The sequence below is a fragment of the Shewanella sp. 38A_GOM-205m genome (assembly GCF_000518445.1).
GTDB classification, from domain to species: domain Bacteria; phylum Pseudomonadota; class Gammaproteobacteria; order Enterobacterales; family Shewanellaceae; genus Shewanella; species Shewanella algae.
The window spans coordinates 1-17,803 of record NZ_KI912438.1 but is presented as its reverse complement, the minus strand read 5'-3'; the positions used below and the strand labels follow the sequence as shown (position 1 = coordinate 17,803).

Genomic DNA, 17,803 nt, shown 5'->3' with positions numbered 1-17,803 from the left:
TCCTATTTTGGGTTCCCTATTCATGGGCTCCATACTTTTGGAGCCCTATTCTTGGCGCTCTCAGGCTTGCGTTTGAGTCAGTTCCAGCAAGGCTTCGATGGGGTGCCTGGGCCTGAAGCCGCCAAAGCGTTTGACCTGGCTGCGACAGGAATAACCGGACACCAGTATCTGCTCCTGCGGCAGCGACTTTATAGCCTCATCCCAGGACATCTCATACAAAGCCTTGGAACGTGGCAGGTTTTCCAACTCATGGCCATAGGTGCCGGCCATGCCGCAACAACCCAGATTCACGGTTCCCAACTGGGCACCAAAACGGGCGAAGATGGTTTGCCATTCTTTGGCAGTGCCGGGACGGGCACTGGATTCGGTGCAGTGGCTGAACCAGGTGAACTCACGCCCGCTTGCAGGCAGTTGCGGTAACTGTTCGAGCATAGTACTGAGCCACTCGCTGGCAAGCTGGACATTGAACTGGCCGCGCTTGGCGCCGAGCGCTTCACGGTATTCGTCGCGATAAACCAACACTAGCGCCGGATCTACCCCCACCATGGGCATGCCAAGGGCATGCACCTGATTGAGAAAATCGGCGGCGGTCTGCGCCATCTTGGCAAACTGCTCCAGAAAGCCCTTGATATGAGCCGGTTTACCGTTGGGCTTGAACGGCAGCAATACCGGCTTGAGTCCAAGCGCTTCAATCAGGCGAATAAAGCGATAAACCAGTTCGGCATCGTAGAAGCTGTTGAAAGGATCCTGCACTACCAACACATAGTTTTGTCGCTCAGCGGCGGGGATAGCGCTCAAGGCGTTGAGATCATAACCACGGCTGGGGTGAGCATCCAGGCGCTGTTTCAGCGTAGGAACAGACAGCGCAGGCGCATCCACATACCCCAGAGCCTTCTTAATCACCCACTTGGATAGAGGATTCTGCGCCGCAAAGTTACTCAGCCGGGGCGCCTTGGCCATCAGCTGCACCGAATCCTCGACACCGGCCACCAGGTAATCCTTGGCGGGACGCTGATAACGGCGGTAATAGATACTGAAAAACTGTGCCCGGAACTTGGGAACATCCACCTTCACCGGACACTGGCCGGAGCACGCCTTACAGGCGAGACAGCCCTTGAGCGACTCCATCACCTCGTGGGAATAGTCGTATTCTTTCTTGGCATTGAGGCTGTTCTGCAGCCGCTGCAACAGGCCCATGGGTTTGGACTTGGCCAGCAGATTGAAATCAACGCCTTCAGATTCCAGCAGTCGCAGCCACTCACGCATTAATCCGGCGCGGCCCTTGGGCGAATGGATCCTGTCTCCAGTCACCTTGAAAGAGGGGCACATGGGCGAAAAGCGGCTGTAGTTGAAACACAGGCCGTTGCCGTTACAGTTCATCACATCCGGGAAGGCATCGCGGACACTGACAGGTATTTGCCTATCGAAACTGCCGCGCTTGGTACTGTCGACATTGTAGATAAGCTGTTGGCCTTTGGGCGCCACCAGCTTACCCGGGTTGAGTTTATTCTGGGGGTCGAACAGTGTCTTAACTTCTTCAAGCTCACTCCAAAGCTGCTCGCCAAATACCTGGGGGCCATACTCACCACGCACGCCTTTACCGTGCTCGCCCCACATTAGGCCGCCGTATTTCTGCGTCAGTGCTGCCACTTGATCCGAGACGGTGCGCAGCAAGGCTTCATCCTTGGGATCGCACATATCCAGCGCCGGACGCACGTGCAGCACCCCGGCATCCACATGGCCGAACATGCCGTATTGCAGTTGATGGCTATCCAACAGGGCACGGAACTCCATGATATAGTCGGCGAGCTTTTCCGGTGGTACGGCGGTATCTTCGGCGAAGGCTATCGGTTTGCGGCGGCCTTTGGTGGCCCCGAGCAGCCCGACCGCCTTCTTGCGCATGGCATAAATCTTATTGATGGAACCGGCATCCCGGGTGAGCTGATACCCAAGCACCCCTTTTTCACCGGCGGTAATCTGTGCATCCAGCGCCGCGGCCAGACGCTCTGCCCGCTCATCGACCTGGGCTTGTTCTCCGGCAAACTCCACCATGTTAAGGCCATCGATCACCTTGCCGGGCACTTCCTGAATAAGTTCTGATACCGAGTGCCAGATAATGTCTTCCCGCGCCAGATTCAGCACCTTGGAATCGACGGTTTCCACCACAGTGGCATTGGCGAGCACCAAGTCGGGCGCATGGCGCAGTGCCGATTCAAAAGAGTCATACTTGATGTTGACCATAAGGCGGCTGGCCGGCAAGGGGGTGATATCCAGTTTGGCCTCAGTCACCACCGCCAGCGTTCCCTCAGAGCCCGTGAGGATCCGCGACAGATTGAATTCGCTGAGCTGTTGATCCCAGACATTTTTCAGATCGTAACCGGTCAAAAAACGGTTCAGTTTGGGAAAGCGCTGTTCAATCAGTTCTCGCTGCTCACGGCAGCGACGGGCCACTTCGGTAATCAACTTGTTGCCGAGCGGGTTGTCAGTGACCTGCTCACCCGATTCCAGTGCCTCGCGGCTCACCGGAGCCGTGTGCAGCACACTGCCATCCACCAACACACTGGTAAGCTCCAGCACATGATCCGAGGTCTTGCCATACACCAGCGAGCCGGCGCCGGAGGCATCGGTATTGATCATGCCGCCCAGGGTGGCACGGTTGGAGGTGGAAAGATCCGGACTGAAGAAAAAGCCGTGCGGCCGCAACGCATCATTGAGCGCATCCTTGACCACACCGGCCTCGACTCTGACCCAACCTTCCTCTGGGTTAACTTCCAGCACCCGGTTCATATGGCGTGAGAGATCCAGCACTACCCCATGGGTCAGCGCCTGGCCATTGGTTCCGGTACCGCCGCCGCGGGCACTGAAGACCACCTTGGCAAAAGCCTCCTCACAAGCGAGCCGCAACGCCATGGCAATATCGGCGCTGTCTCTGGGATAAAGCACCGCCTGCGGCAGGAACTGATAGACAGAGTTATCCGTCGCTTGAGCCAAGCGGGCACTGTAGCGCCTGTCGATATCGCCGCGAAAGCCTCGCTGCTCAAGCGCATTCAGATAATCCAGATACAGGGGTTCCAGAGTTTGTTGGTGTGATAATAGGGGTAACATCTTATTGCTCGGCTCAATTATTGTTATCGGGCCATTATAAACAAAAAGAAGCCGCTAAAAAGCGGCTTCTTTCATAACTTACTGAGTTGTTTCAAGCTTAGCCGTGGGCTTCAGCCAGGTACAACCAGGTGTCGATCACTGTGTCGGGGTTCAGAGACACTGTGTCTATGCCCTGCTCCACCAACCAGGCAGCGAAGTCGGCGTGATCCGAAGGACCCTGACCACAGATACCCACGTAAGCACCCTTGGCCTTGGCTGACTTGATAGCCATCGCCAGCAACGCCTTAACGGCTTCGTTACGCTCGTCGAACAGGTGACTGATGATGCCTGAGTCGCGGTCCAGACCCAGAGTCAGCTGAGTCAGGTCGTTGGAGCCGATGGAGAAACCATCAAACATCTCCAGGAACTGATCCGCCAGCAGGGCGTTGGATGGCAGTTCACACATCATGATGACGCGCAGACCATCTTTACCGCGCTCCAGACCTTGCTCTTTCAGTAGTTCGATAACCTGACGGCCTTCTTCAAGAGTACGAACGAACGGGATCATGATCTCAACGTTCTTCAGCCCCATGTCGTTACGAACCCGCTTGATGGCTTCACACTCGAGGGCGAAACAATCGCGGAACGACTCGGAGATGTAGCGGCTGGCGCCACGGAAGCCCAGCATTGGGTTCTCTTCCTCTGGCTCGTACTTGTCACCGCCGATCAGGTTGGCATATTCGTTTGACTTGAAGTCAGACATACGCACGATGGCCTTCTTGGGGTGGAATGCTGCAGCGATAGAAGAGATACCTTCCACCAGACGGGCAACATAGTATTCAACCGGAGATTCATAACCGGCAATCATCTCGGTGATCTCGGCTTTCAGCTCATCGGTTTGCTGATCAAATTCCAGCAGAGCCTTGGGGTGAATACCTATCATGCGGTTGATGATGAACTCGAGACGGGCCAGACCCACACCTTCGTTAGGCAGACGGGCAAAGTCGAAGGCGCGGTCAGGGTTACCCACGTTCATCATTATCTTCATCGGCAGATCAGGCATGGAATCAACGCGGCTGGAAATCACATCAAACTCCAGCTTGCCTTGATAGATATAACCTGTGTCGCCTTCGGCGCAGGATACCGTCACTTCCTGACCGTTTTGAATTTTGTCGGTCACGTCACCACAACCCACTACCGCAGGCACGCCCAGTTCACGGGCAATGATAGCAGCGTGACAAGTACGACCACCACGGTTGGTGACAATGGCGCTGGCGCGCTTCATGATAGGTTCCCAATCCGGGTCGGTCATATCGGTAACCAGTACATCGCCTGGCTGGATCTTGTCCATTTCGTCGATAGATTTGAGCACCTTGGCAACACCTGATCCCACCTTGTGGCCAATGGCGCGACCCTCACAGATCACTTCGCCACGGCTCTTGAGGTGATAACGCTCAATCAGCTGCACATCTTCACGGGAGCGTACGGTTTCAGGGCGAGCCTGAACTATGTAGAGACGACCGTCGTTACCGTCTTTGGCCCATTCGATATCCATCGGACGGCCATAATGCTTTTCAATGATCATCGCCTGCTTGGCCAGCTCCATCACTTCTTCATCATTGATGGAGAAAGTCATGCGCTGTTCTTTGGCGACATCTTCAATTTTCACCTGCTTGCCGTGAGATGCATCATCCGAGTACACCATCTGGATCAGCTTGCTGCCGATGTTACGACGAACAACGGCCTTGTGACCGGCAGTCAGGGTTGGCTTGTGTACGTAGAACTCGTCCGGGTTAACCGCACCTTGTACTACCATTTCGCCCAAACCGAAGGAAGAAGTGATAAATACCACGTCCTTGTTACCGGACTCGGTATCCATGGTGAACATCACGCCTGAAGCCGCCTTGTCGGAACGTACCATGCGCTGAACACCGGCTGACAGCGCCACACCGCGATGGTCGTAACCCTGATGCACACGATAGGAGATAGCGCGATCATTGAACAGGGAGGCAAACACATGCTTGATGGCAACCAATACAGCTTCGAAGCCCTTCACGTTGAGGAAGGTTTCTTGCTGACCGGCAAATGAAGCGTCGGGCATATCTTCTGCAGTGGCAGAGGAACGCACGGCGAATGAGGCGTCTTGGGTTTCAGAGGCTAATTTTTCGTAGGCTTCCCGAATCGCTTGTTCGAGTTCTGGCTGAAATGGGGTTTCGATAACCCACTGTCTGATCTGTGCACCAACTTTAGCCAGTGCGTTGACATCATCTACATCCAATGTGTCAAGAATGTCGTATATCTTCTGGTTTACTCCACTTTGCTCAAGAAACTCATTGAACGCGTGGGATGTGGTCGCAAAGCCGCCAGGTACTTGAACACCGGCATTGGCCAGATTACTGATCATTTCACCAAGGGAAGCGTTTTTACCGCCGACCTTGTTGACGTCACCCATGCCTAATTCCTGATACCAGAGTACGTATTGCTGCACAGTTCTATCTCCGCAAGTTTATTTCAGTGGCCCCTTCACACGAGGGCAGCGGCATTTTACACTCCGTGGCAACAAGCGTAAATCTATAATTTTATTTGTAATTTTATTACTACACGAGGTCGGCATGGCACGTAAAGTATTCTACATTTCTGATGGAACAGCGATCACGGCCGAAGTGTTTGGTCACGCAGTACTTTCTCAATTTCCATTGGAATTTGACTCACTTACCATTCCTTTTGTGGAAAATACTGCTAAGGCAGAAGCCGTTAAAAAGCAGATTAATGATAGTTTTATTACAACAGGGGAACGGCCTCTGGTGTTTCATTCCATCGTCAAACCGGAAATTCGCGACATCATTTATTCCAGTGAAGGCCTGGACTACGACTTTCTCAACACTTTTGTCGCGCCACTGGAGCAACAATTGGGGGTACCGGCCAGCCCGGCACTGCATCGCACCCATGGTATGGCCAACGCAGGTTACGATGCCCGTATCGACGCCATTAACTTTGCCATGGAAAACGACGACGGCCAGACCATGAAGCATATGGACAAGGCCGACATTATCCTGCTTGGGGTTTCCCGCTGCGGCAAGACGCCATCAAGCCTCTATCTGTCGATGCAGTTTGGTATCAAGGCCGCCAACTATCCTTTTATTCAGGATGATATGGACAACCTCAAGCTGCCCGAGGTGCTGAAACGCAACAAATCCAAACTGTTTGGGCTGACCATTGAACCCGTACGCCTGCATGAGATACGTCAGAGCCGAATGGAGAACAGTCGCTATTCCTCCTTGCGCCAATGCCGCCTCGAAGTCAAAGAGGTGGAGATGATGTTCAAGAAAGAGCGCATCCCTTATATAGACACCACCAACCAATCGGTCGAGGAAATTGCCACCAAGATCCTCGACGCCACGGGTCTTGAGCGCCATATGTTCTGAAAATCCCCCCAGGCGGCAGACAAAACCTGCCCGAGTTGAAACTGAGTTACAGAATGGCATTTTCTGGCTAACTACTTGTTACCACAGTGCGAACCCTGAATGGCTCAAGTGGGACTTGACACTTTTTCAAGGCCCACTTGGGCAATTATCGGACAATTGCCACTTTGCAGCTCGGCTCGATTGGTTATAATCCGACACAAGATAAGCGCAAAGCGCTCAAGAAATTTCCCCCGGTATCATGAATGACCATTAAAACAGACGAATTACGCACCTCTCTCTTATGTAAAGTGATCTCACCTGCCCAACTCGCATCTGAGTATCCATTGACTCAGGAAGCCGCAGACTACCTGGTTGAACAACGCCGCGAAGTCGAAGCCATTATTCAGGGTGACGATCCGCGTTTGTTGGTCATCATAGGCCCCTGCTCCATCCATGACACAGAAGCGGCCCTGGAGTATGCCGGTCGCTTGGCCAAGCTGCACCATGAACTCAAAGACGATCTGTGCATTCTGATGCGGGTCTATTTTGAGAAACCCCGCACCATAGTCGGCTGGAAAGGCCTGATTTCCGATCCTGACTTGGACGGCAGCTTCAGCCCCAATAAAGGCCTGCGCCTGGCCCGCAAGTTACTGCAGCAGATCACCGAGCTGAAACTGCCTATCGCCACCGAGTTTTTGGATATGGTGAATGGTCAGTATATTGCCGATCTCATCACCTGGGGCGCCATCGGGGCCCGCACCACAGAAAGCCAAATTCACCGCGAAATGGCCTCGGCACTCTCCTGCCCGGTAGGCTTCAAGAACGGTACCGACGGCAACATCAATATTGCCGTTGATGCAGTGCGCGCCGCCAGAGAGCCACATATCTTCTACTCTCCGGACAAAGACGGCTCACTGGCGGTCTACCGCACCCATGGTAATCCCTATGGGCATATCATTCTGCGTGGCGGTAAAACTCCCAACTACAGCGAGCAGCATGTGACCAAAGCCAGAGAGCAGATGGACTCGGTTGGGATCCACTCCGGCATAGTGGTCGACTTCAGCCATGGTAACAGCCAGAAGCAGCACAAGAAGCAGCTGGAAGTCGCCGAAGATATCATGGCGCAGCTGCGCAGCGGCTCCACCGCCATTGCCGGTATCATGGCCGAGAGTTTTATTGTGGAAGGCAATCAGAAAGTGGTTGCCGGTGAGCCACTCACTTACGGCAAAAGCATCACAGATGCCTGCCTGCACTGGGAAGACTCGGAAAAGCTGCTCAGAGATCTGGCCGCCGCCGCCAAGGAAAGACGCCGCCTGCTGGGCAAATAAGTCGCCCAGATACGGACCACTGAAATGGAATCGCCCCGGTATCTCCACGCTGGAGATGCCGGGGCTTTTTCGTGCCCGGATACTTTTGAACATCCAATATTTTTCATGCAGCGCTTTCTGGCCCAGGCTGTCAATCCGCCTTTGGTCGAACTATAATACCGCCCCTGATTTTCCAGCATAACCTTGAGGTTGCCGTATGCCAGAAACGACACAGAGCCAATATGAAGTGGCCGTAGCACGCCGAATTGAACAAGCCGAGGCTCGGGTGATCAAGGCGGTTTTCCCGTCCATTACCAATCATCACAACACACTGTTTGGCGGTGAAGCCCTCGCCTGGATGGATGAAACCGCCTTTATCGCCGCCACCCGCTTTTGTCGCAAGACACTGGTCACCGTCAGCTCTGACAGAATCGATTTCAAAAAACCGATCCCCGCCGGTAGCCTGGCAGAATTGATCGCCCGGGTGATCCATGTGGGCAACACTTCGATGAAAGTCGAAGTGAACATTTTTGTAGAAGATATGTATCAGGATAAGCGCGAGCACGCTATCCGCGGTGTCTTCACCTTCGTGGCCGTCGATGAAGACAGAAAGCCGACCCAGATCTGGAGTGATGATCTGGCCAACTAGGCCCTCGCATAATCCTGGCCTGTATCTGGCTACAGGCTTTTTAGGTTTCATTCTGCAACAGTCTTTGCCGCTGAAAAGGCTTTTATTGACCGTCGTTCTCGACTAAAGTCTAAAAGCGACAGTAACAAAAAGTCACTTAAACCCTGATAAAGCAATAGGATTATTTGTCACTTTTCTGTTACATTGACCCTTCTTCAGCGTGCAGAGCCATAATCATAACAAGCCATGAAGCCAGAGAACTTAAATATTATCATCGCCGATGATCACCCTTTATTTCGCAATGCCCTGCGCCAGGCGCTTAACAGCGGTTTATCCAATACCCGCTGGTTTGAGGCCGACAGTGCCGATGCGCTGCAAAAACTGCTTGAGCAAACTCATCAGGGATATGATCTGGTACTACTGGATCTGCAGATGCCGGGCGCCCATGGCTACTCCACCCTTATCCATCTGCGCGCCCACTTCCCCGAACTGCCGGTGATAGTGATTTCAGCCCACGAAGATGCCGCCACCATCAGCCGTGCCCTGCACTATGGCGGCGCCGGTTTTATTCCCAAGTCGGCGTCGATGGAAACCTTTATCGAAGCAATCACCGCAGTAATGTTCGGCGATATCTGGCTGCCTCAAGGCATAGAGTTGGTTGAAATCAATGATGAGGACGAAACCGACAAGGTCGCCGGCAAGCTCTCGGAGCTGACGCCGCAGCAATACAAGGTGTTGCAAATGTTTGCCGAAGGCCTGCTCAACAAGCAGATAGCCTACGACCTGGGCGTATCCGAGGCGACCATCAAGGCCCACGCCACCGCTATCTTCCGTAAGTTGGGGGTTCGCAACCGCACCCAGGCCGTGATAGCGCTGCAGCAACTGGGGATGGAAAAGGTCGAGATCAACTGATCTCACCGCTTCCCAAAGATTTTTCAGTCCTCCATGGCGGCACACTTGCCAAGATAGATGATTTCCGGCGCACCCGGGCACAACACTTCGACACACTCATCGCCGGTGCAGATAAGATGTGACCAGCCTTCACTGTGCCCATGGAAGAAACTGATTGGGCTTTCCTGCGACCAGGCGTGATCTTTAATCAGGCGGCTGTTGTAACCCTGTTCGTCCCCAAGCTCGCTCAGCGCCTGCCAAAGCTCCAGCAACCCATGTTCATCCAACATACGAAACGCAGTGACCGAGTGGTAATGCAGCCGATAGCGCCCTTCACTCGGTAAATGAAACAGCTCCAGGCTGAGATCGACCCCGGGATGGGGCGTATTTTTGATTTGATAGCGTTTGCCGCCGGGAAGCTGCAACATGAAATCACCACCCCAGAAGAGCCCGGTGATAAAAAGATCCCCCTGCTCGAAGGGTGTCTGCCATCTGCCTATTTTCATGTTCCCTCCCATTAATCCCTGCGCTCGTTAATTCCCCTCAGACAAAAGTGGGGTAAACAAGAAAGTACTCAACAAGCGGATACCGGGCAATGGCCGCTATAACGCATAAAAAAACGCCGCCGGAGCAAACCCTCGGCGGCGCTGCATTTGAGAGGCTCAGCGTTTACAAGCCCAGATGGCCGGCATGAAACTTAAGCTGCTCGTCGATAAATGAAGCAATAAAATAGTAGCTGTGATCATAGCCGGGGTGGCTGTGAAAACTCAGCGCAATTCCGGCGTCAGTGGCGGCGGCCTGCAAGGCCTGTGGCAGTAACTGCTCGGCCAGGAACAGATCACTCTCGCCCTGATCAACCCGCATCGGTAGCCCTTTGGCACCACTTTTTATCAGCTCTACCGTGTCATAAGCCTTCCAAGCCTCCCTGTCGCTGCCAAGATAGGCAGCAAACGCCTTCTGGCCCCAAGGGCACTGGCTAGGATGACTGATGGGGGCAAAGGCACTGGCACTGAGGTAACGGCCCGGATTTTTAAGGGCTATCATCAGCGCGCCGTGGCCGCCCATGGAGTGACCGGCAATGGAGCGCTTATCCGATACCGGAAAGTGCTGCTCTATCAAGGCCGGCAACTCATCTACCACATAGTCATACATACGATAGTGACTGCTCCAGGGAGCCTGGGTAGCATTGACATAAAAACCGGCCCCCAACCCCAGATCGTAGGCAGCATCTTCGGCATCGGCCACACCTTCTCCGCGCGGGCTGGTATCCGGACAGACTATGGCCAGCCCCAGCTGAGACGCGAGGCGCTGGGCCCCGGCCTTTTGCATAAAGTTCTCATCCGTACAGGTCAACCCTGAGAGCCAATACAGCACAGGTACTTTTTGGCTATTGGCCTGCTCCGGCAGATAGATGGCGAAACGCATCTCGCAGTTCAAACTGCTGGAGTGATGACGATACTGCTTGTGCCAGCCTCCAAACGACCTGTTGTTACTGATATTTTCCATCAGAAGGTCCTCAGAAGTGGATCACGCTGCGAATGCTCTTGCCTTCATGCATCAGCTCGAAGGCTTCATTGATATCTTCAAGCCCCATGGTGTGGGTGATAAAGTCATCCAGCTTGAATTTACCGGCCAGATAATCTTCCACTATGCCTGGCAACTGTGAGCGTCCTTTGACACCACCGAAAGCCGAGCCTTTCCACACCCGGCCGGTCACCAGTTGGAAGGGTCTGGTGGAGATCTCCTGTCCGGCACCGGCAACCCCAATGATCACTGACTCGCCCCAGCCCTTGTGGCAACACTCGAGCGCCGAACGCATCACATCCACATTGCCGATACACTCGAACGAATAATCGACACCACCGTCGGTCAAATCCACAATCACCTGCTGAATAGGCTTGTCATAGTCCTTGGGGTTGATGCACTCGGTTGCCCCCAGCTTCTTCGCCAGTTCAAACTTGGATTCATTGACATCTATGCCTATGATGCGACCGGCCTTGGCCATCACAGCGCCAATCACCGCCGACAGCCCTATGCCGCCGAGCCCGAAGATGGCCACGGTGGCGCCCTCTTCCACCTTGGCAGTATTCATTACAGCGCCCATGCCGGTAGTGACACCGCAGCCCAGAAGGCAGATCTCTTCCAGCGGCGCCGACTTGTTGACTTTGGCCAGGGAGATCTCAGGCAATACTGTATATTCAGAGAAAGTCGAGCAGCCCATGTAGTGGAAAATCGGCTTGCCGTCTTTGAAGAAGCGGGTGGTACCATCCGGCATCAGGCCCTTGCCCTGGGTCTCACGGATCTTCTGACACAGGTTGGTCTTGCCGGAGCGGCAGAACTTACACTCACCGCATTCAGGCGTGTAAAGAGGAATAACATGATCGCCCACCGCCACACTTGTGACACCTTCGCCGACCATCTCCACTATGCCGCCGCCCTCATGGCCGAGAATGGCCGGAAACACACCTTCTGGGTCGTCGCCGCTCAAAGTAAAGGCATCGGTATGACACACACCACTGGCAACAATGCGCACCAATACCTCACCGGCCTTGGGCAACATCACATCCACCTCTTCCATCTTCAACGGCTCACCGGCGGCCCAGGCTACGGCGGCGCGGGACTTGATAAATTTGTCTGTCATTGTCGCTTCCTTCTGTTGTGATTGATTCGGTAACGAACCTCTTGGCTCATAAACCGGATGCCAACATTGTATTTATTCCAAAATAAAAGATAATCAGCCAAATATACAAATCACTTTTACTGAGAAGTAATAATGAACCACTGGGAAGGGATCAGCGAATTTATCGCCGTGGCCGAGAGCCAGAGCTTTACCCGCGCCGCCGAGCGGCTCAACTTGTCTGTAGCGCAGATAAGCCGCCAAATCGCCGCGCTGGAGAAACGCCTGGCAAGCAAACTCTTCTATCGCACTACCCGCAAGGTGTCGCTCAGTGAAGAGGGTCAGCTTTATTATCGCCACTGCCGCTTGCTGCAAGATGGCATAGAAGAAGCCGAGCGCGCCCTGGGCAGTTTGAAACAAACCCCGCAGGGCTTGCTGCGGGTGACGGCGCCGGTCACTTACGGCGAGCAGTTTATTCTGCCGCTGCTGAATGACTTTCTCTGCCTGCACCCCAAGCTGGATCTGCAACTGGATCTCAACAACAAGACGCTGGATCTGATTGATGGCGGTTATGATTTGGCGATTCGGCTGGGTAAGCTGGCGGACTCCAGCTTGATGGCGCGGCGTCTTGGCAGTCGCCGCAATTATGTCTGTGCCAGCCCGGAGTATCTGGCCAACCACGGCGTGCCCCACACTCTGGGCGAGCTGCATCGGCATCAATGTTTACTGGGTAACCACCCTTACTGGCGTTTTATCGAGCAGGGCCAGGAACGTCAATGGCGTTTGAGTGGCCGCTTGGTGTGTAATTCTGGCCCTGGGCTATTGGATGCTGCCCGCAAAGGGCTCGGGCTGGTGCAACTGCCCGATTATTATGTCGGCGAGGATCTCGCCAGCGGCGCCCTGGTATCAGTGCTCGAGGCTTACCAGGCGGCGCCTGAGGGTATTTGGGCCTTATACCCACAGAACCGCCATCTGTCGCCCAAGGTCAGCCTGCTGCTGGACTTTCTGCAGCAAGCGCTGCCGGAGGCACCGGATCTGGGCAAGTCTTGAATGGATGCCCTGCCTTGAATGGATGACAGGTCTTGAACTGCAGCCAGATCTTAAATAGGAAACGAATTCTGCGTAGGCTCTGAATCCTGCATAGCCGCTAAAATTTCAAGTCTCTGAGCTTTCGAGTCCCTGTGATTTCGAATCTCTGTGATTTCAAATCTAGGCTTGGCAGGCTTACCCCTGACGCGTCTTAGCGCACTGCCAGTGCAGCAGATATTTATCCAGCTCATTGGCAAAGGCCTGTCTATCTGCCTGGCTCAACTTGGGACTGCCACCGGTATCTATACCGCTGGCACGCAGGGTATCGAGAAAATCCCGCATATTGAGGCGGGCACGCACATTGTCGCGATTCAGCAGCTCACCGCGGCTATTGAGCGCCTTGGCGCCCTTGTCTATCACTTCGGCCGCCAGCGGAATATCATTGCTGATCACCAAATCGCCGGCCTGACACAGGCGCACGATTTCGTTATCGGCCACATCAAACCCCTTGGGAACTTGTAAGGTTTTGACACTGGCAGCACCTATTATCCTGAGCGCCTGATTGGCGACAAAAGTGACATTGATGCCGGTACGCGCCGCCGCCCGCACCAACATTTCGCGGATCACTACCGGGCAGGCATCGGCATCGACCCAGATTTGTGCCAGGTCTGATGCCTGCTCATTTTGATTCTGCTGCACTCGCGCTCCTTTAGTTTGCAATAAAATTTGCATGCCATTCTATCCCAAGCCGCGTATCGGTGCGCGCTAAATCCCCATGCCTACAATCAAGCATTTTGCCCGGGAGCGTATCAACACTTCGCCCTCCTGAGCATCAACTCAAACGCTTTCAATCGTGCTCTTCTGCCAGTTTGGCACACCAGTCATCATACTCAAGCGGCTCGTGCCCACGCGCACCTTGCTCTTCCGTGTAATCGCAATAGTTGCACCACAGCGTCAATGCCCGGCGATAAGCCTCACCACTCAAATTAAAGCGGGATAACGGCACAACCGGTAAAATAGTGGCCAACTCATCAAGCTCATCCAGCATCTGCCAACAGATATCGGCCCGAATACACAAACAATACGGCACTTCATGCAACGCAAAATCCAGGCTTTCCAACAGACTGCGGGCCAAATGCAATGCTGCTTGCTGGCGCAGGAAGTCTGTAACCCCGCTATCGGCCAGTATTTGCTGCAGCAAAATCTCGGGAGACGGATTGTCAATGCCTTCTGCGGCACCCAGTAGCGGCCGCATTTTGATATAAGTATCCTGCAGCCCATAAGCACAGTAGAGCCAAAGTTTTACTCTGGGCTCATCAAAACGTGCCAGCCAAAACGCCTGCAACTTTGGCAGTAATCCGGGGTGGGCCAAGGGCAGTGCCAGTGAAGGACTGTCCAGCTCAAGTTGCCTAACCTCCTCGCTCGCGGCCTGCGGGGCGTTCATATCCGGCTGTGAACGGCAGAGAGCCAACTCGCATAGCGACTCGAGGTAAGATGCCAGCGCCTCACCCTCGAGCGCGTCTATGCGCTCAAGCACGGCTGCCAACTCTTTTTTCCATAAAGACTTAATTCCGCTCGCCCTGGCCTCGAGGTAAGCTCGCCAATCGCCGGCAATATCCAAGTTAGGGATCATTTTCCAACCATAAATTATCTATCACTCTTTGTATAAAAGGCCTGTAGCTCGCTTGAAATCGCATCCTGATAGCTGGAGCTCAAAAACTGGCCCCAGGTTCTGCCCTCTTTGAAAACCTTATTGACTGTATCGACCAAGAAAACGCTTTGCACTATGGCCCATTGATTATCCAATTTGGCTACATAATCTGCCGGGGAGAGTGCTTCTTCACTGATTTTGGGGCAAAAGATAATAACCTGAAGATATAAGCCCCAAACTAGCGGCAGGAATCCCACCTTAAACGCGACTCTGTTCCTTAACTGGCTGATGTAAGTATCCATATCTGAAGGCAACTCAGCCAGATAAACCATAGCTACGGCTCTATTGCTGGCCCAGGTTTGCCTTTTCAAAAGCGCGACGCACCCGGGGATCTTTGCTTCACATTCCTGAACCGGCTTGAAGCCCTGTTCCTTCAAAGCCAGCGCCATGGATTTGCCTACAGCTGTTATCGTCATACTTGACTCTCCGGACAACCACTAGCAGCTAATACTGGGTGTCTCGATTATTGTTCTGGGTGTCTCGATTATTGTTGTTTGGCTTGTCGGCGTTAATCAGTGGCAGGCGCTTCCCTGTGGTAGTGGATAAGATCATGAAACACTACGGGTTGATCTCTTAAGTTGCGGTAACCATGGGGTTTATCTGCGGCAAAGCGCACGGCTTCACCCTGCTGTAGTGGCTGCCACTGACCATCGACTAACACTTCCATAGTGCCGCTCAACACGATCACATGCTCGGTCACACCCGCCTCATGGGGCTCGGAGAGACGCTCATAGTGCGGCAATAGGGTAAGTTCAAACATTTCAAAACCAAAGCGAGGCTCAAAGGGAAATAGCGACGCCACTAACATTCCATCGGTTGCAGGCTTTTGGCGTAATGCATCGGCGTTACGAAAGACGGCGCCTTGGCTCTCGGGCATTGGCTCCAGAAAGGTCGAGAGGGAGGTATTAAAACCGCTGGCGATTTTCCACAGGGTAGCAATAGTGGGACTAGATTCGCCGCGCTCAATCTGGCCTATCATGGCCTTGCTTACGCCTGTCTCGAGTGCCGCTTTATCTAAACTCCAACCCTTTTGGCTGCGCAGTTGCTTTAGGGTCGCGGCAAGATAGCTATTGATGGTCTGCATTAGGTTCTGGCGCTTAAAAAATTATTTGTACGTTATAACGCACAGGTGCTATCTTGTCTATCTCGTGCGTTATAGCGCACAAGAAATGGTTCGACGATCAAGGCTAAGGTAGGTAGAGGAGTAAGGATGATGTGGCGCGAGGCTTTAGGACTATCAAAAATATCGGCGGGCTTTATTGCCGTGCTGGTGGGCTACAGCAGTTCGGCGGTGATTATCCTGCAGGCGGCGGATGCCGTGGGCGCGACATCGGCACAAATGAGTTCATGGCTGTGGGCCTTGGGTGTCGGCATGGGGCTCACCAGTATTGGCCTGTCTCTCTACTATAAAAATCCGGTGCTTACGGCATGGTCGACCCCAGGGGCGGCGCTGATGGTCACCAGCCTTACGGGATTAAGTATCCACGAAGCCGTTGGTGCCTTCCTGATTAGCTCTTTGTTGATCACGCTTTGCGGCTTGGCAGGCTGGATGGATAAGCTTATTCGTATCATGCCGCAGTCAGTCGCTTCGGCCATGTTGGCGGGGATTTTACTGCAGTTTGGCTTAGGGCTGTTTCAAGCCATGCAGACTCAACTGAGTTTAATCCTATTGATGTTATTGGTGTTTATTGTGCTTAAGCCCTGGGCGCCGCGCTACATTATGTTGCTTACCCTTGTCGCGGGGATAGGGATGAGTTATCAATTGGATCTACTGAAACTCGATAAGCTTGAGCTGCAATTCGCCGCCCCCGTATGGATAGCGCCAGCGTTTTCTATAGCCAACGTGGTAGGTGTGGCGCTGCCCTTATTTGTGGTGACTATGGCCTCACAAAATATGCCAGGGGTAGCAGCGCTTCACGGCCATGGTTATCGCCCGCCTATCTCGCCACTAATTACCGTGACGGGTCTGATGGGCGTACTGTTTGCACCCTTTGGCGGCTTTGCCTTTAATCTCTCGGCCATTACGGCAGCGATTTGCATGGGTAAAGAGGCAGACCCTAACCCCGCAAGCCGTTACTGGGCGGCGGTGTGGGGCGGAGTATTTTATTTGATAACTGGTCTACTCGGCGCAACAGTCGTTGGGCTATTCGCCGCATTTCCGAAGGAATTGGTGCTCGCGATTGCAGGATTGGCGCTGCTTGGCACCATAGGTAACAGTCTAACCGCAGCGCTTGCGGATAACGACGAACATGAAGTGGTGGTAATTACGTTTCTCGTCACCGCATCTGGCGTGAGTGTATTGGGGATCGGCAGCGCCTTCTGGGGATTATTGCTCGGGTTTTTAATGCATTACTGGCACAAGCATCGCGCGTTAACCACAACTTAAACAAGCAAAAGCTTAGCTGTGGTTAGGTCTAACTAGCTGATCCGAATACTGCTACATTTTCGCGATGCCGTGTCCGTTGCCGGGAAAAGGAAATAACAAAATGGCTCAAAATGGCGGCTCAAAATGGCTCAAAATGGCGACTGGCTCAAAATGGCCAAAATGGCGACACCCATAATTCTTGGCAGGTTTATCTCACCTTGTCTAGGCTTGAATGGAGCCTTTGAAAAGGAAAGGATGCCATGCCGAGGCCAAGATATGCTCAAGTCAGTCTTGAGGACACCCCCTTCTATCACTGCATCTCCCGCTGTGTACGTCGCGCCTTCCTATGTGGCGTTGATGACTATTCGGGCAAGAGCTATGAACATCGCCGCGATTGGGTTGAGTCGCGCTTATTGGAACTGGCGGCAGTGTTCGCCATTGACTTGTGTGCCTATGCAGTCATGTCCAATCATCTGCACTTGGTACTCAGAGTTGACTTGAAAACCGCCACAGAATGGACATTGGAGCAGGTTTTACAGCGTTGGCACCTGCTTTACAGTGGAACCCTGTTATCCCAGCGTTTTCTGCGCGGTGAAACACTTTCTGATATTGAATATCTCACCCTGCAACAAACCGCTGAAGTCTATCGCCAACGTTTGATGGATATCAGTTGGTTTATGCGCGCGCTCAATGAACCTATTGCCAGACAAGCCAACCGGGAAGACGGATGCAGCGGTCGCTTCTGGGAAGGCCGCTTCAAATCCCAG

15 protein-coding genes and 1 pseudogene are annotated in these 17,803 nt (G+C 53.5%); 7 read left to right on the top strand and 9 right to left on the bottom strand.

The features are described 5' to 3' along the window. Nucleotides 1-60: 60 nt before the first annotated feature. Both ydiJ and ppsA read right to left on the bottom strand, forming a co-directional pair. Nucleotides 61-3,105 carry a D-2-hydroxyglutarate dehydrogenase YdiJ gene (gene ydiJ / locus N512_RS0119820; RefSeq protein WP_028781425.1) on the bottom strand — a complete coding sequence of 1,015 codons (3,045 nt, stop codon included), beginning with the start codon at nt 3,103-3,105 and terminating at the stop codon, nt 61-63. Between the two features lie 97 nt (nt 3,106-3,202). Continuing rightward, entirely contained in the window at nt 3,203-5,572 is a 2,370-nt protein-coding gene (gene ppsA / locus N512_RS0119815) for a phosphoenolpyruvate synthase (RefSeq protein WP_025887681.1), read from the bottom strand. 124 nt (nt 5,573-5,696) lie between these two features. Here ppsA and ppsR point away from each other — a divergent pair, with 124 nt between their 5' ends. The 4 genes from ppsR (at nt 5,697) to N512_RS0119795 (ending at nt 9,335) form a co-directional block, all read left to right on the top strand. Continuing rightward, complete coding sequence (gene ppsR, locus N512_RS0119810) at nt 5,697-6,509, top strand: posphoenolpyruvate synthetase regulatory kinase/phosphorylase PpsR (protein WP_028781424.1); 813 nt, start codon at nt 5,697-5,699, stop codon at nt 6,507-6,509. Nucleotides 6,510-6,751: 242 nt separating this feature from the next. Next, nucleotides 6,752-7,816 (top strand): 3-deoxy-7-phosphoheptulonate synthase, encoded by a 1,065-nt coding sequence (locus N512_RS0119805; RefSeq protein ID WP_028781423.1) that lies wholly within the window; start codon nt 6,752-6,754, stop codon nt 7,814-7,816. A 196-nt stretch (nt 7,817-8,012) separates the two neighbouring features. After that, the gene (locus tag N512_RS0119800) at nt 8,013-8,444 is read left to right on the top strand and encodes an acyl-CoA thioesterase (RefSeq protein ID WP_025011189.1); all 432 of its coding nucleotides are present in this window, start codon (nt 8,013-8,015) and stop codon (nt 8,442-8,444) included. Between the two features lie 225 nt (nt 8,445-8,669). Continuing rightward, on the top strand, nt 8,670-9,335 hold the full coding sequence (locus tag N512_RS0119795; protein ID WP_028781422.1) for a response regulator transcription factor: 666 nt from the start codon (nt 8,670-8,672) through the stop codon (nt 9,333-9,335). 23 nt (nt 9,336-9,358) lie between these two features. On the opposite strand, the gene N512_RS0119790 is transcribed toward N512_RS0119795, so the two are convergent. From N512_RS0119790 to N512_RS0119780, 3 genes are all read right to left on the bottom strand, one after another. Then, complete coding sequence (locus N512_RS0119790; protein ID WP_025011191.1) at nt 9,359-9,820, bottom strand: hypothetical protein; 462 nt, start codon at nt 9,818-9,820, stop codon at nt 9,359-9,361. A 163-nt stretch (nt 9,821-9,983) separates the two neighbouring features. Continuing rightward, the gene (gene fghA / locus N512_RS0119785) at nt 9,984-10,820 is read right to left on the bottom strand and encodes an S-formylglutathione hydrolase (protein WP_037475742.1); all 837 of its coding nucleotides are present in this window, start codon (nt 10,818-10,820) and stop codon (nt 9,984-9,986) included. Nucleotides 10,821-10,830: 10 nt separating this feature from the next. Next, on the bottom strand, nt 10,831-11,955 hold the full coding sequence (locus N512_RS0119780) for an S-(hydroxymethyl)glutathione dehydrogenase/class III alcohol dehydrogenase (protein WP_028781420.1): 1,125 nt from the start codon (nt 11,953-11,955) through the stop codon (nt 10,831-10,833). Between the two features lie 132 nt (nt 11,956-12,087). Between N512_RS0119780 and N512_RS0119775 the strand changes: the two genes are divergently transcribed. Then, on the top strand, nt 12,088-12,981 hold the full coding sequence (locus N512_RS0119775; RefSeq protein ID WP_028781419.1) for a LysR substrate-binding domain-containing protein: 894 nt from the start codon (nt 12,088-12,090) through the stop codon (nt 12,979-12,981). A gap of 174 nt (nt 12,982-13,155) precedes the next feature. Here N512_RS0119775 and N512_RS0119770 read toward each other — a convergent pair whose 3' ends face one another. From N512_RS0119770 to N512_RS0119755, 4 genes are all read right to left on the bottom strand, one after another. Beyond that, entirely contained in the window at nt 13,156-13,659 is a 504-nt protein-coding gene (locus N512_RS0119770; protein ID WP_269319542.1) for a YaiI/YqxD family protein, read from the bottom strand. A 148-nt stretch (nt 13,660-13,807) separates the two neighbouring features. Then, nucleotides 13,808-14,593, bottom strand: coding sequence for a hypothetical protein (locus tag N512_RS0119765; protein WP_028781417.1), 786 nt, complete (start codon nt 14,591-14,593; stop codon nt 13,808-13,810). 14 nt (nt 14,594-14,607) lie between these two features. Continuing rightward, the gene (locus N512_RS0119760) at nt 14,608-15,087 is read right to left on the bottom strand and encodes a hypothetical protein (RefSeq protein WP_028781416.1); all 480 of its coding nucleotides are present in this window, start codon (nt 15,085-15,087) and stop codon (nt 14,608-14,610) included. Between the two features lie 92 nt (nt 15,088-15,179). After that, on the bottom strand, nt 15,180-15,755 hold the full coding sequence (locus N512_RS0119755; RefSeq protein WP_028781415.1) for a helix-turn-helix domain-containing protein: 576 nt from the start codon (nt 15,753-15,755) through the stop codon (nt 15,180-15,182). Nucleotides 15,756-15,884: 129 nt separating this feature from the next. On the opposite strand from N512_RS0119755, the gene N512_RS0119750 reads away from it, so the two are divergent. Continuing rightward, on the top strand, nt 15,885-17,057 hold the full coding sequence (locus N512_RS0119750) for a benzoate/H(+) symporter BenE family transporter (protein WP_028781414.1): 1,173 nt from the start codon (nt 15,885-15,887) through the stop codon (nt 17,055-17,057). A 239-nt stretch (nt 17,058-17,296) separates the two neighbouring features. Further along, nucleotides 17,297-17,803, top strand: a pseudogene (locus N512_RS0119745) (transposase); the annotation flags it as partial.

What these genes read in the sequence shown, in the direction of transcription:
- ydiJ (WP_028781425.1), bottom strand. Translation starts at nt 3,105, where the DNA reads ATGTTACCCCTATTATCACACCAACAAACTCTGGAACCCCTGTATCTG.
- ppsR (WP_028781424.1), top strand. Translation starts at nt 5,697, where the DNA reads ATGGCACGTAAAGTATTCTACATTTCTGATGGAACAGCGATCACGGCC.
- N512_RS0119805 (WP_028781423.1), top strand. Translation starts at nt 6,752, where the DNA reads ATGACCATTAAAACAGACGAATTACGCACCTCTCTCTTATGTAAAGTG.
- N512_RS0119800 (WP_025011189.1), top strand. Translation starts at nt 8,013, where the DNA reads ATGCCAGAAACGACACAGAGCCAATATGAAGTGGCCGTAGCACGCCGA.
- N512_RS0119795 (WP_028781422.1), top strand. Translation starts at nt 8,670, where the DNA reads ATGAAGCCAGAGAACTTAAATATTATCATCGCCGATGATCACCCTTTA.
- N512_RS0119790 (WP_025011191.1), bottom strand. Translation starts at nt 9,820, where the DNA reads ATGAAAATAGGCAGATGGCAGACACCCTTCGAGCAGGGGGATCTTTTT.
- fghA (WP_037475742.1), bottom strand. Translation starts at nt 10,820, where the DNA reads ATGGAAAATATCAGTAACAACAGGTCGTTTGGAGGCTGGCACAAGCAG.
- N512_RS0119780 (WP_028781420.1), bottom strand. Translation starts at nt 11,955, where the DNA reads ATGACAGACAAATTTATCAAGTCCCGCGCCGCCGTAGCCTGGGCCGCC.
- N512_RS0119775 (WP_028781419.1), top strand. Translation starts at nt 12,088, where the DNA reads ATGAACCACTGGGAAGGGATCAGCGAATTTATCGCCGTGGCCGAGAGC.
- N512_RS0119765 (WP_028781417.1), bottom strand. Translation starts at nt 14,593, where the DNA reads ATGATCCCTAACTTGGATATTGCCGGCGATTGGCGAGCTTACCTCGAG.
- N512_RS0119760 (WP_028781416.1), bottom strand. Translation starts at nt 15,087, where the DNA reads ATGACGATAACAGCTGTAGGCAAATCCATGGCGCTGGCTTTGAAGGAA.
- N512_RS0119755 (WP_028781415.1), bottom strand. Translation starts at nt 15,755, where the DNA reads ATGCAGACCATCAATAGCTATCTTGCCGCGACCCTAAAGCAACTGCGC.
- N512_RS0119750 (WP_028781414.1), top strand. Translation starts at nt 15,885, where the DNA reads ATGTGGCGCGAGGCTTTAGGACTATCAAAAATATCGGCGGGCTTTATT.